We start from the raw sequence: 13,199 nt of genomic DNA on the forward strand, positions 1-13,199 counted from the left end.
TTAGAGTACCTCCTCCCGGGCTCAATGGATCAACGAGAAACTGGACAGGGGCCATACCCTTAAAAACACCCTGCCAATGATCTGACTTTTTTCCACGCAGCCTATCACGCTGCTGCGGCTGTCGATGGATGTGGAGCGGTGGTCGCCCAGCACGAAGTAGCGGTTTTCCGGCACCTGATAGGGGAACCGGATGTCGCATTCGCCCACGGTCAGCGCGTCCACATAGGGCTCGTCCAGCACCTCGCCGTTTACCGAGACCACGCCGTTCACGTCCATATCGATCACATCACCGGGCTGCCCGATGATGCGCTTGAGCAAAAGCTTGTTCTGCCAGTAAAAGCCGCATAACTCACCGTTTTCAATGTGGTTGGATTTTACCAGCAGAATAATGTCCTTATCCTTTAATGTAGGGTTCATGCTGTCGCCGGAGACCTGAAGCACCGGTAAAAACAGCGTAGCCAGCAGCACGGCCGCTGCGGCCACCACCACCAATATATAGACCGTACTGCGCAGCACCCGCTGGTAGCGGTTCTGGTACGCAAGACGTTCACGTTCTGCGGCCACTTCCTCGGTGGAGGGGATGGAAGCAAACCGGATATCGCGTTTTTTCATGTTTCCTCCGAAGGCTGGCTGTCGGCGCTGCGGTACTGGTCCAGCAGCGCGTTGGCCTTGCGGTCAAATGTCTGCCAGCGCTGCTGCACCTCCTGCTCGGCCTGCTCTACCATGGCGCTGCATTCCTGCCGGGTCTGCGCCTTCAGGCTGTCGGCGTCTGCCTGTGCCTGCTCCAGAATGCGTTTGGCCTCGCTGCGCGCCTGCGAAAGGGTGTTGGCAGCGGCGGCGTCGGTGTCTGCAAGGTTGGCCTGCACCGAGTGCAGATAGTCATCGGCGGCGGCCTGCGCGGCGGCGAACACGTTGTTCAGCTCCAGCGCAGCCTGCGCGATGGAGCCGGCCTTTTCCAGCCGGAGCTGCCGGTCCTGCAGCTGCGCGGTAAGCGCGGCGTTCTGCGCCTTGAGCTGATCCTCGCTCTGCTTCAATGCATAAATAATCTCTATCAGTTCAGCGCGGTGCATCCGCCGCAGTTCACGATCTGCCATGTATGTCCAAACTCCCAAACTATAAAGTACAAGCCAACGAAAAGGTTTTCGTAAACTACGAAAATACTTAACGAAAACGGCTTAAAATGCGCTTGCCGCCATAGGATTTGCGGGGTGTAAAGGGTGCGGAAGCGCTCCTTTACAAGCTACCTTATTTTACCACATCCCATGTAACAACAATATAACAAAACAGACACAAAATCAAGAGATAACGCCGAAAAAATATCGCATTTTTTTATATTTTGTGTGTATTTTTCCCCAAAAACGACTGAAAGACCCCAAAAACTTAAAAAGTTTGTTCATAATTTTGAGATGTGAAGTTTTGTACACTACTGTACTGAACTGCTGCGCGCACGAAAAAACGGGAGCCGCACTTTTTCGAAAAAAAGCGCGGCTCCCGTATGCAGACTTTGGGGTCAGCCTTTTACTTGCCAAAGCTGGTCAGCAGGCTGTTCAGCGAGACAAAGGACTGGTAGATGACGTTGACGTTGTTGATGATGGAGCTTGTACCGGAGAAGATGCGGGCGATGTAGTTGAACACCTTGCCAACGTCCAGGAAGGACTGGTAGGCGCTGCTTGCACCGCCGTCCAGATAGGTCATCTCCTCGGCGTCGATCACGGCGTAGCTGGCGGGCAGTTTCATGGTAGAAGTAGTCATGGTAAGATCCCTTTCTTCATTGGTATCAATGCGTTTTACAACGTTGTTCAGAACATGGTGGAGACCAGCAGGGTGGTAAGCAGGGCACCGGCTACCAGTGCGGGCCCTACATACTTCTGCCACTGAATCGCGGCGGGCTGGGTGGCGGGCTGCGGCACGGTGGAAGCACCGGCCTTGGCGATCCAGTGCGCGTAGATGGTAGCGTCGGAGGTGAACACGGTGGAAGTGGTCACCTTGCTGCCGCCTACCGGCTCGGTGTACCAGCCGTCAAAGGTGTAGCCCGTCATGGTAGGCTGCTCGGGCGTGCTCTCCAGTTTGCCGGACAGGTTCGTGTAGGTTACCACAGTAGAGCAGATGCCGCCTTGGGCATCCATACCAATGGCGTACACGTTCTGTTCCTTTTTGCTCCCTGAAGTGTTGCCGGCAGCAAACGCAGCCGGCAGCGCACAGCACAGCAGGGTGAACAGGCAGATCCCGACCACCAGCGTTTTCAGGAATTTTTTCATGAGATCCCTCGCTTTCCTTTACAAAGATGGAGACCCTGCCCCACCCGGGCGCAGCCCGGACAGCGGAGAAGTTTCTTCAATCTATATTTATCACATCCAGTGTACCAGAACCGCAACAAAAAATACAGCTTTTGGCTGAAAAAATAATAAAAATTATGAAAAAATGATTTTTACCCTTGCAAGATGAATTTTATGCCCAGATAGACCGCATTTTTTGAAAATTGCATCCTTTAAAACTTGTCTTTCGTAAAAACATGGCAGGAAATGGAAAGCATAAAAACAGCGTCTAAAAGCCCAAAAAATGACAAAAAACGCCGCAAACGCTCTGGGTACTGCGGGGAAAAGGCTGCAAAAATGCAGCGTCCCTCTTGTGGAACGGCAGAAAATATGCTATACTTAGCTGCATGATGCGCCATCGCCAAGCGGTAAGGCAGGGGACTTTGACTCCCCCATCGTAGGTTCGACTCCTGCTGGCGCAACCAGAATGCCCCGGCGGCCTTTGCGGCTGCCGGGGCATTTTTGCGTCTGTTCAATAGCGGCGGTGGATCTTTTTAGTGGGCTTGCGGCGGTTCCAGTTGGCACACAGCAGCCACAGCCCGTAGATCAGGGCGGCGATCAGGCTGAGCACCAGCACCACCTTCAGGTACAGGCTGGTGAAGAACTCCTTCACCTTGTCCACCCCGAACAGCAGCGGGTTGCGGGCTACGTCCTGCCCGGCGATCAGATCCACCACGCCGATGGTCTCGCCCGCCAGCTTCAGCTCCACCGTGCCCACCACATCGCCCTGCTGGATGGGGGCGCAGATATAGTCCGGCAGGTGGAAGTATTTCTGGGTGACGGTGCCGTCGCTGGTGGAGGGCAGCAGGGTCATCATGCTGTCGTTGGGGTACAGCTGCAAGGTGTCGGTGTCGGAAGAATACTTTACCGGGATCTCCGCAATGGTCAGGTCGGTGTCCAGCGCAGCCTGAATGGAAAAGCTGTCGAACACCCAGTCCATCAGTTTGACTGTCTCGAACAGGGCAGGGCGGCGGTTGGCGTAGCCAAGGGTATCGCAGCTGTCGGGGCTGTCCATCACGCAGAAGATATAGGTGGCACCGTCCTTGTTGCCCCACGAAACATAGCTCTGGGTGCCGGTATCATTTTTAAAGGCGGTCACATTGCACATACCGCCCTGCATGGCGCTGCGGTAGTAGCTGCCGCCGCTGGCTTTGCTCAGTGCGGCATTCTGGCTGACCAGCACCGAGGAGGAGCGGTGCTTCTCCTTGGCGGGCATGGTAAAGCTGGGCGCACCGGACACCTCTACAAAGGCGTCAAAGCTCATCAGGTAGCGCAGAATCAGGTACATATCCACCGCGCAGGTAGTGTTGCCGCTGTCGATGCCGCAGGCGTCCGTCCAGCTGCTGGCGGTGGTGCCGATGCGCTTGGATAAGGTGTTCATCTGCGCCACCCAGCCGTCCAGATCGCCGCCGGAAAGGGCGTATGCCACACCCATGGCGGCCTCGTTGGCGTTGCGGGTAAGCATGGCGTACATGGCTTCGCGGTAGGTGAAAGTCTCGTTGGAGCGCATATCTGCGTTATTGGTATTATAAACATAGTCCGAGATGGCAAAGGGCATCTGGAAGGTGTTGTCCAGCTGGTCGGCGTAGTTGGTCAGCAGCACGGCAAGGGTCATATATTTGGTCAGACCGCCGGCAGACACCTGCTTCGTGCTGTCTTTATCGTAGACGATGATGTTGGTATCGGTGTTCACGATGTAGGCGCTTGCAGCCTGCACCTGATACACCGGGCTGGGGTCGAACATGGCCCCGGCGGGCAGCACAAGGCAGCTGAGCAGAAATACAAGCGAGAGAACCAGTGCAAAAATACGTTTCATGTGGACAATTCCTTTAAAAAGCGATAAAATATACTAAATAAGGCTGCGCGGTGCAGCGCGCCGGAGGATCAATTTTGCAGCAAAAGTGCTGTGTTCTATAATAATAACAGGTTTGCCGGGGTGTTACAAGAGCCTTGCGGTGTTTTACACCGTTCTTTCGCTCCGGCAGGGAGGGCAGGAATGGTATATCTTACAGGGGACACCCACGGCGATATCCAGCGCTTCAAGCAGGGCAAACTGCGCTGGCTGGGCAAAAAGGACACCGTGGTGGTGCTGGGGGATTTTGGCTTTGTATGGGACGGCAGCGCCGCAGAGCGCAAGCGGCTGGACTGGCTGCGCAAGCGCCCTTACACGGTGCTGTTTCTGGACGGCAGCCACGAAAACTACGACCTGCTGGCACAGTACCCGGAGACCGAGCTGTTCGGCGGCAGGGTGCAGAGCCTTGGCGGCAACGTGTACCATGTGTGCCGGGGCAGCGTGCTGGAGCTGGAGGGCAAGACCTATCTCTGCTTCGGCGGCGCGGAAAGTCAGGATAAGGACGACCGGGAGCCGGGCGTGAACTGGTGGAAGCAGGAGATGCCCAGTGACGAGGAGTACGACACCTGCCGCCGCAACTTAGAGAAAATAGACTACAAGGTAGATTATGTGCTGACCCACGATGCACCAAGCAGATTTTTGGATTTTACCGCCCTTGCCCTTGGCGCGAGCAACCGTCTGCACCTGTTTCTGGACGAAATATTGCTCAAGCTGACCTACGAAAAATGGTTTTTCGGCTGCTACCACAAGGATGTGCAGCTTTCCACCAAGAGCCGGTGTGTGTTCTGTGATGTCATCCCTATGGGCGAGCGGCGCACCAGGCTGTTCCGCTGACAGGAGGGAGTATGGAAGTTGCGGTAAAACTTGCCACCCGGGAGGGTGCGGCGCACGTCAGCGGCATTCTGGCGGGCTTTACCCTGCTGGCAAAGCGCGGGGAACTGACTTTGCGGGTACAGGACGAGCGGCAGGGCAGTCCCATTGCACGGGAGGCGCTGCTGGAAACGGAAATTGACGGCCGCACGGTGGTGTTTGACCTGATGGACGGCTACTTCTACAACGACCCTGCGGCGGTGCTGGCGCTGTTCCGCCGGGCAGATGTGGTGTTCAAACGCAGCTTTTCGGCGGAGAAGAACCGGCAGTTCCCGGGCGGTATTCCCGCAAAGCTGCGGCCATTGGGGCTGAACTACTACGTTACCTGCCCGGGCTCGCCGCTGGAAGCGGAGCGCAGCGCAAAGAGCCGCCTGAAGCAGTGGGCGCTTTCCACCCGCTGCTACCCGCAGGACTTTGAAGCCTGCCTGACCCGGGTGCGCAAAAAGCCGCGCATCCTCTTTCTGACCCGTCTGTGGGACCCGGAGGAGCCGGCGGTGCAGCAATACCCGGAACTGCAGGCAGAGTGGCGGCAGGTGAACGCCGACCGCATTGAGCTGCTGCACCGGCTGCAAAGCGCCTTCCCGGAGCAGTTCACCGGCGGCGTATCCGACAACGCCTGTGCCCGGCAGCTGTGCCCGGAGCTGATCGTGCCGGACAAGCTGACCGGCAAGCGGGCGTATCTGCACCGGATGCAGCACACGGAAATTTGTGTAGCTTCTACCGGACTGCACGGCTCTACCGGCTGGAAGCTGGCCGAGTATGTGGCGGCGGGGCGCGCTATCGTCACCGAGCCGCTGCGGTACACCCTGCCGGGCGGCTTTGAAGAAGGCAAAAACTATAAAATGTATACCTCCCCGGCGGAGTGTGAGACGCAGCTGCGGCAGCTGCTGACAGACCCGGCGGCGATCTTGGCTATGGCGCAGCACAATGCGGCGTACTATCAAGCATGGCTGCGGCCGGAGCAGCAGGTGCGGCAGGCCTTGCGGCAGCTGGAAACAGGGGAGAGATAAGGGGGAAAACGGGGTATGGAAGAGCAGAAACGGCACAGCGGCTTTGAGACGATGCGTATCCTCAGTATGGTGATGATCGTGCTGATGCACGGCATCGGGCACGGCGGGCTGGGCAGTGCGGCACCGCAGGGGACAGCGGCATTCTGGATATACTGGCTGCTGTTTATTCTGGCGCGTGTATCCACCAACTGTTTTGTAATGCTTTCCGGCTATTACCTGTCGGAGCGCAAGGGGCCTGTTCATGCCGGGCGGCTGTTCCGCATTGGGGCACAGGTGTGGTTTTATTCCATGCTAACTTTCTGTGTTGCGGTGAAAGCGGGGGCGGTCCCACTTTCGGCTGTTGCACTGCTCCGGGCACTTTTACCTCTTACCTCCAACGGCTACTGGTTCGCCTCGGCTTATTTTCTGATGTACCTCTCGGTGCCGGTGCTGAACGCGGTGGTGCAAAGCCTTGACAGGCGGCAGTACAAAACACTGCTGCTGGTGGCGCTGTTGCTGCAAAGCGTGTGGGGCACGCTGTTCTACTGGGCAACGGATGCGACCTTTGTGAATAACGGATACAGCTTTATCTGGTTCTATACCTTGTATTTTATGGCTGCCTATTTCCGCAAATACCGGGTGACCGTGTCCAGCGGGCTGTGCCTAGTGGCGTATCTGGCGGCTTCGGCGGCGGGGCTTTTCAACCGGATGCTGGCACTGCGGGTGGAAAACGCTCTGCACCTAAACGGCTTTGTAAATACCGTCAACGGCTATCAGGCACTGGCTACGGTTATCGCTTCGGCAGCGATATTTCTGCTGTTCCAGAATATCCGTATCCGCTCAGACTACTGGCGGCGCTGGGTCTTTCGGCTGGCACCGCTGTCCTTTGGGGTGTATCTGCTGCACGACAGCGATTTTACCCGGGCGCTGCTGTGGCAGCTGGTCGACCTGCCCCGGTTCGGCGGGGCACTGCTGCCCTCACTGGCTTACCTGACCGGTGCGGTGCTGCTGGTTGCCGCTGCGGGCTACGCGGTGGATGCCGTGTATCAGCGGCTCTACCGCCTGCTGCGTCTGTCCGCACTGGAGGAAAAGGTGGACGCGCTGACCGCCCGCATCCTGCAAAGGATTGTCGGGAGCAAGGAAACGTAAAGAAAAGCGCTGTCGCACGAGTTTTTCGTGTGACAGCGCTTTTTTAGTTCATCGGCCCGGCCTTGTCGAACATCTGCTGCACCTGCGCAGCCAGCAAAGCGTGCGCAGGGCTTTCCAGCAGCGGGTCGGCGGCCAGCAGGGCGGCGGCTTCGCTCTGGGCGGCGTGCAGGGTGCGGGTGTCGTTCATCAAATCGGCGATCTGTAAGGTGGGCAGGCCGTGCTGGCGGCTGCCGAAAAAGTCGCCGGGGCCGCGGGTCTCCAAGTCGTACTGCGCCACGGCAAAGCCATCGGTGGTGGAACAGAGGAATTTCAGCCGCTTCTGCACGGCTTCGCTGGTGTTGTCGCTGACAAGAAAGCACCAGCTCTCGGCGGCACCGCGTCCTACACGGCCGCGCAGCTGGTGCAGGGCACTCAGACCGTAGCGCTCGGCGTTTTCGATCACCATCACGCTGGCGTTGGGCACGTCCACGCCCACCTCAATGACGGTGGTGGACACCAATGCATCCAGCCGCCCGGCCTTGAAATCCTCCATGACGGCGGCTTTTTCCTTGGGTTTCAGCTTGCCGTGCATCAGCCCCACCCGGCGGTCGGGCAGCAGCGCCTTGGCAATGTCCTCGTAGTAGGTCTTGACGGCGTTCAGCCCGCCGTCCGGCACATCCTCGATGGCGGGGCAGACCAGATACACCTGCCGCCCTTTGTCGATCTCGCTGTCCAGAAAGCGGTACAAGTCCTGCCGCCGCTTGCCGGTGATGCACCGGGTCTTGACCGGGGTGCGTCCGGGGGGCAGCTCGTCCAGAATGGAGATGTCCAAATCACCGTAGATCAAAAGCCCCAGCGTGCGGGGGATGGGGGTGGCGCTCATGACCAGCAGGTGCGGGTTTGCGGCCTTTTCGGCCAGCGCGCCGCGCTGACGCACCCCAAAGCGGTGCTGCTCGTCAATGACCGCCAGACCCAGCCGGGCAAACTCCACCCCTTCGCTCATCAGGGCGTGGGTGCCCACCACAAGGTCGGCTTCGTCACTGCGGATAGCGGCCAGCGTGGTGCGGCGGGCAGCGGCTTTCATGCCGCCGGTCAGCAGGGCGACCCGCATCCCGAAGGGGGCAAGCAGCCGGTTGAGCCCCTCGGCGTGCTGCGCGGCCAGAATTTCGGTAGGGGCCAGCAGCGCAGCCTGATACCCCGCCCGGATGCACGCCCAGATGGCGGCAGCAGCTACCAGCGTTTTGCCGCTGCCCACATCGCCCTGCAACAGGCGGTTCATGGCGGTATCGCCCGCCATATCGTTTAAAATTTCCTCCACTGCGCGGCGCTGCGCCCCGGTGGGGGCAAAGGGCAGACTCTGCCAGAAAGGAGCTGGGTCGGCGCGGCGCATGGGTGCGCCGGTGGCCGCAGCGCCACGGCTGCGCATCCGCCCGATACCCAATTGCAGCACCAGCAATTCCTCGTAAATGAGCCGCCGCCGCGCCGCTGCAGCCTGCTCCTCGGTGGCAGGGCAGTGGATGGCGCACACCGCTTCGGCCTTGGGGAGCAGACGGTATTTTTGCAGCATCTCCGGCGGCAGCGGATCTGGCAGCAGCTCTGCATGGGGCAAAAGCTGCCGGATGCAGCGGGAGATGGCGCTGCTGGTAAGCCCCTCCGTCTGGGGGTAAACGGCTTCAAAGGGCGCGGCTTGTATCTGCTCGGCGGTGCGCACCTGCGGGTTGACCATCTGACGGCGCAGCATTCCGCCGGTGACGATGCCCTGAAAATAGTATTCCTGCCCCAGCTGCAATTTCTGGGTGGCGTAGGGGTTATTGAACCATGTGATCTCCAGACTGGCTACAGCGTCCCCGGCGGTGATGCGCTCCATCCGCCGCCCGCCTGGCAGGATGCGTCCGCCGGGCTTTGCGAATACCTCGGCCTTCACCACACATTCGGTGTCGGCGGGGGCTTCTGCGATGGAGTAGGGCTTGGAAAAGTCGATATACCGCCGGGGGTAGTGGCACAGCAGATCTGCCAGCGTTACGATGCCCAGCTTCTCGAACCGTTCTGCGGTCTTGGGACCCACCCCTTTCAGGTAGCGCACCGGGGTGTCCGGCGTTAAGGTGGTGCGGTTTTCGGTGGGCATGGCGTTTCAACTCCCTTCCAAGCGTAGTATAGCCATTGTAACACGGACGGAGAACAGATGCAAACACTTTGCCTTTGCGCGGCAGCTGTGGTACACTGAATAGAAAAAAGAGAAGGGGGAGATACCATGGAGATACGCAACGCAACTACAGAGGATCTGCACGCTATTGCCGCCGTGGAGGCAGCCTGTTTTCCGGCAGCAGAGGCTGCCACGGCCGAGGAATTTGCCGGACGGCTGGCACACTATGCCAGTCATTTCTGGCTGTTGTTTGAGCATGGGAAACTGGTGGCCTTTGTGGACGGCTTTTGCACCGACACGCCCGACCTGACCGATGAGATGTACGCGGACGCCGCCCTGCATGATGAAAACGGCGCATGGCAGATGATCTTTGGGGTGAACACCCTCCCGGGCTGCCGCCGCCGTGGCTATGCCGGGCTGCTGCTGCAAAGAGCTATCGCAGATGCCCGCGCACAGGGGCGCAAGGGGCTGGTGCTGACCTGCAAGGAGAAGCTTTTGCGCTATTACGCAAAGTTCGGCTTTGTGAACGAGGGTGTTTCCGCTTCCACCCACGGCGGGGTGGTGTGGTATCAGATGCGGCTGCGGTTCTGAGGTAGCGTTACTTTTATTATAGCAATGCCGGAGCGTCTGCGGACGCTCCGGCATTGCATTTTCACGGGAGGGGGTGCTGCGGCAGACTTTTTGGTTTAACCGCAAAGTGACCGGTTTCGCCAGAGGCTCTCCCTTTGAGGAAAGACTTCCCCCGGCCGGGGGAAGATGTCGCGTAGCGACAAAAAGGGGAATCAGTCACCGCAGCTGACTGAGAAGGCGAGGACGCCGGCAGGGGACAGTGAAAAACAAAAAATCCCGGAAGCCGAAGCTTCCGGGAATCTTTTGGAGGTGACGACCAGATTTGAACTGGTGGATGAGGGTTTTGCAGACCCTTGCCTTACCACTTGGCCACGTCACCATATAGGGAGTGATGAATACCACTCCAATGGAGCGGCCGACGAGGCTCGAACTCGCTACCTCCACCTTGGCAAGGTGGCGCTCTACCAGATGAGCTACGGCCGCATATTCGGTGCATTTATCCCTGCACCCTCCCGTTCTTTTTAACGGGGTCCCCGCAAAAATTTGCGAAGCAAAGTTTTGTGGGGAAGAGGAGAAAGTCTGGCGTTCATCACAGCAGTCTTGCTTGCAAGACTGCACGATGAACAGCAGGACTTTCGACGAAGCGACCCGGATCGGGCTCGAACCGACGACCCCCAGCGTGACAGGCTGGTGCTCTAACCAACTGAGCTACCGGGCCATACCGGAGCAACTGTTGCTGCTCCTTAATGGAGCGGCCGACGAGGCTCGAACTCGCTACCTCCACCTTGGCAAGGTGGCGCTCTACCAGATGAGCTACGGCCGCATATTGGGAAACCCGAATGGGTTTCCTTTGCTGGTGCCTCCGATCGGAATCGAACCAATGACACGGGGATTTTCAGTCCCCTGCTCTACCGACTGAGCTACAGAGGCGCACCGGACGATGATTATTATACCTGAAATTTCGATTTTGTAAAGGGGTAAATGCAAACTTTTTTGAAAAAATTGAAAAGTTTTTGTTTTCCAGCGTCCCTGCGCACAAAATAAGAACGACTTTTTTCGCGGTTTTCGTACCGGAGCGCTGCGCGGGAAAGATAGAAAGAACATTTGACAAGTTTTACAACCTATGGTTTAATAAAAGAAAAGAACACAGGCGCTTATGTCCGCAGAGATGCTATTATATTTCTTATATAATAGCAAGGGCAGGCGCTTGCTTTGATTACAGAACGGCCTGCCCAGCACAGCTGCGGCGGGACGGGAGGAGCAGCATGGCAAAAAAACAGGAATATGGCAACGAGAGCATTACCTCGTTAAAGGGTGCCGACCGTGTGCGCAAGCGCCCGGCGGTCATCTTTGGCTCGGACGGCGTGGAGGGCTGTGCCCACTCGATCTTTGAGATCGTGTCCAACTCCATTGATGAAGCCCGCGACGGCCACGGCGATACCATCAACGTGACCCGCTGCAAGGACGGCAGCGTCATCGTGGAGGATTTTGGCCGCGGTATGCCCGTGGACTGGAACAACGGCGAAGGTCGCTTCAACTGGGAGCTGCTGTTCTGCGAGATGTACGCGGGCGGCAAGTACGGCGAGGGCGAGGATAACTACGAGTTCAGCCTTGGCCTGAACGGTCTGGGTCTGTGCGCTACCCAGTATGCATCGGCGTGGATGACAGCCGACATCTACCGCGACAGTTACCACTACCATCTGGACTTTAAAAAGGGCGAGAACGTAGGCGGCCTGCAAAAGGAGCCCTACAAGGGACGCCGCACCGGCAGTATCATCCACTGGAAGCCGGACGATGAGGTGTTTACCGATATCGATGTGCCCGGCAGCTACTATAAGGATGTGCTGCGCCGTCAGGCTGTGGTCAACGCCGGGCTTACCCTCAACTTTACCGATGAAAAGGAAAAAGACCCCGCCACCGGCAAGCCGTGGCACGAGAGCTGGTGCTACCAGAACGGCATTGCGGACTATGTGGCAGAAGTAGCAGGGGAGGACACCCTGACCCCGGTGTTCAGCTGCGAGAGCGAGGCCGTGGGCCGCGACCGCGAGGATCAGCCGGACTACAAGGTGCGCATGGGTGCGGCTTTTTGCTTCTCTAATAAGGTACAGCTGCTGGAATACTACCACAACTCCTCGTGGCTGGAGCACGGCGGCAGCCCGGAACACGCGGTGCGCACCGCCTTTGTCTACCAGATCAACAAGTACCTGAAGGAAAAGAATCTGTACAAAAAGGGCGAGAGCGCCATCAGCTTTCAGGACGTGCAGGACTGTCTGGTGTATGTATCCTCCAGCTTTTCCACCCGCACCAGCTACGAGAACCAGACAAAAAAGGCCATCACCAATAAATTTGTCTCGCAGGCCATGACCGACTTCCTCAAGCATTATCTGGAAGTGTATTTTCTGGAAAAGCCGGAGGAAGCCCAGAAGATCTGCCAGCAGGTGCTGGTGAACAAGCAGAGCCGCGAGCACGCGGAAAAAACGCGTCAGAGCATCAAAAAGACGCTCTCTACGCAAATCGACTTAGCCAACCGCGTGCAGAAGTTTGTGGACTGCCGCACCCGGGACGCCGCCCGCCGCGAGCTGTATATCGTGGAGGGCGACTCGGCTATGGGCGCGGTCAAGTCCAGCCGGGACAGTGAATATCAGGCCATCATGCCTATCCGCGGCAAGATTTTGAACTGCCTGAAGGCGGATTATGCCCGCATCTTCAAGTCGGACGTCATCGTAGACCTGATCAAGGTGATGGGCTGCGGCGTGGAGCTGGGCGGCAAGCACAACAAGGAACTGGCTACCTTTAACCTCGAAAACCTGCGGTTCAACAAGATCGTCATCTGTACCGATGCCGATGTGGACGGCTACCAGATCCGCACCCTTGTGCTGACCATGCTCTACCGCCTTACCCCCACCCTGATCAATAAGGGCTATGTGTATATCGCGGAGTCGCCTTTGTACGAGATCACCACGAAGGACCGCACTTATTTTGCTTATACCGAGCCGGAAAAGGCCGCTTTTCTGGAAAAGATCGGGGACAAAAAATACACCATCCAGCGCTCCAAAGGCTTGGGCGAGAACGACCCCGAGATGATGTGGCTGACCACCATGAACCCGGAAAGCCGCCGTCTTATCAAAGTAATGCCCACCGATGTGATGCAGACCGCGCAGGTGTTCGATATCCTGCTGGGCGACAATCTGGCAGGCCGCAAGGAGCATATCGCTCAGCACGGCGCAGAGTATCTGGATGATCTGGACGTGAGCTGAGAGATCGACGGCCTCGCCCTCTCCGTCTGCTCACTTTGTTCGCATCCACCTCTCCCAAAGGGAGAGGCCTTGGCA

General features: G+C 58.0%; 11 protein-coding genes and 6 tRNA genes. 6 read left to right on the forward strand and 11 right to left on the reverse strand.

Annotated features, from left to right (window positions below; translation table 11 throughout):
* Positions 1-21 precede the first annotated feature (21 nt).
* From lepB to C4N24_RS15755, 4 genes are all read right to left on the reverse strand, one after another.
* Complete coding sequence (gene lepB / locus C4N24_RS04575; RefSeq protein WP_112090485.1) at positions 22-612, reverse strand: signal peptidase I; 591 nt, start codon at positions 610-612, stop codon at positions 22-24.
* Complete coding sequence (locus C4N24_RS04580) at positions 609-1,094, reverse strand: hypothetical protein (RefSeq protein ID WP_112090486.1); 486 nt, start codon at positions 1,092-1,094, stop codon at positions 609-611. Before C4N24_RS04580 ends, lepB begins: the two co-directional genes overlap by 4 nt.
* 424 nt (positions 1,095-1,518) lie before the next feature.
* Positions 1,519-1,752 (reverse strand): hypothetical protein, encoded by a 234-nt coding sequence (locus tag C4N24_RS04585; protein WP_242983179.1) that lies wholly within the window; start codon positions 1,750-1,752, stop codon positions 1,519-1,521.
* Between the two features lie 47 nt (positions 1,753-1,799).
* A complete protein-coding gene (locus tag C4N24_RS15755; protein WP_112090487.1) occupies positions 1,800-2,258 on the reverse strand; it encodes an InlB B-repeat-containing protein in 459 nt (152 codons plus the stop codon).
* A 408-nt stretch (positions 2,259-2,666) separates the two neighbouring features.
* On the opposite strand from C4N24_RS15755, the gene C4N24_RS04595 reads away from it, so the two are divergent.
* Positions 2,667-2,740 (forward strand) — tRNA-Gln (locus tag C4N24_RS04595).
* Between the two features lie 47 nt (positions 2,741-2,787).
* Here C4N24_RS04595 and C4N24_RS04600 read toward each other — a convergent pair.
* On the reverse strand, positions 2,788-4,131 hold the full coding sequence (locus C4N24_RS04600; RefSeq protein ID WP_112090488.1) for a D-alanyl-D-alanine carboxypeptidase family protein: 1,344 nt from the start codon (positions 4,129-4,131) through the stop codon (positions 2,788-2,790).
* Between the two features lie 180 nt (positions 4,132-4,311).
* Between C4N24_RS04600 and C4N24_RS04605 the strand changes: the two genes are divergently transcribed.
* Genes C4N24_RS04605 through C4N24_RS04615 form a run of 3 tightly spaced genes read left to right on the forward strand, consistent with a single transcriptional unit; the run spans position 4,312 to position 7,175 of the window.
* Positions 4,312-5,001 carry a metallophosphoesterase gene (locus C4N24_RS04605; RefSeq protein ID WP_112090489.1) on the forward strand — a complete coding sequence of 230 codons (690 nt, stop codon included), beginning with the start codon at positions 4,312-4,314 and terminating at the stop codon, positions 4,999-5,001.
* An 11-nt stretch (positions 5,002-5,012) separates the two neighbouring features.
* Positions 5,013-6,047 carry a glycosyltransferase gene (locus tag C4N24_RS04610; RefSeq protein WP_112090490.1) on the forward strand — a complete coding sequence of 345 codons (1,035 nt, stop codon included), beginning with the start codon at positions 5,013-5,015 and terminating at the stop codon, positions 6,045-6,047.
* A 15-nt stretch (positions 6,048-6,062) separates the two neighbouring features.
* The gene (locus tag C4N24_RS04615) at positions 6,063-7,175 is read left to right on the forward strand and encodes an acyltransferase (protein ID WP_112090491.1); all 1,113 of its coding nucleotides are present in this window, start codon (positions 6,063-6,065) and stop codon (positions 7,173-7,175) included.
* Between the two features lie 43 nt (positions 7,176-7,218).
* On the opposite strand, the gene recG is transcribed toward C4N24_RS04615, so the two are convergent.
* On the reverse strand, positions 7,219-9,279 hold the full coding sequence (gene recG, locus C4N24_RS04620) for an ATP-dependent DNA helicase RecG (protein WP_112090492.1): 2,061 nt from the start codon (positions 9,277-9,279) through the stop codon (positions 7,219-7,221).
* Between the two features lie 126 nt (positions 9,280-9,405).
* Between recG and C4N24_RS04625 the strand changes: the two genes are divergently transcribed.
* A complete protein-coding gene (locus C4N24_RS04625; RefSeq protein ID WP_112090493.1) occupies positions 9,406-9,888 on the forward strand; it encodes a GNAT family N-acetyltransferase in 483 nt (160 codons plus the stop codon).
* A 283-nt stretch (positions 9,889-10,171) separates the two neighbouring features.
* On the opposite strand, the gene C4N24_RS04630 is transcribed toward C4N24_RS04625, so the two are convergent.
* The 5 genes from C4N24_RS04630 to C4N24_RS04650 form a co-directional block, all read right to left on the reverse strand.
* Positions 10,172-10,246: transfer RNA gene (locus C4N24_RS04630), tRNA-Cys, on the reverse strand.
* Between the two features lie 28 nt (positions 10,247-10,274).
* A tRNA-Gly gene (locus C4N24_RS04635) sits at positions 10,275-10,350 on the reverse strand.
* A 161-nt stretch (positions 10,351-10,511) separates the two neighbouring features.
* Positions 10,512-10,585, reverse strand: a tRNA-Asp gene (locus C4N24_RS04640).
* A gap of 29 nt (positions 10,586-10,614) precedes the next feature.
* Positions 10,615-10,690, reverse strand: a tRNA-Gly gene (locus C4N24_RS04645).
* A 31-nt stretch (positions 10,691-10,721) separates the two neighbouring features.
* Positions 10,722-10,797: transfer RNA gene (locus C4N24_RS04650), tRNA-Phe, on the reverse strand.
* A 335-nt stretch (positions 10,798-11,132) separates the two neighbouring features.
* Between C4N24_RS04650 and C4N24_RS04655 the strand changes: the two genes are divergently transcribed.
* The gene (locus C4N24_RS04655; RefSeq protein WP_112090494.1) at positions 11,133-13,124 is read left to right on the forward strand and encodes a DNA gyrase/topoisomerase IV subunit B; all 1,992 of its coding nucleotides are present in this window, start codon (positions 11,133-11,135) and stop codon (positions 13,122-13,124) included.
* Positions 13,125-13,199 lie beyond the last annotated feature (75 nt).

Source organism: Faecalibacterium prausnitzii (assembly GCF_003287405.1).
Lineage (GTDB): Bacteria > Bacillota > Clostridia > Oscillospirales > Ruminococcaceae > Faecalibacterium > Faecalibacterium intestinale.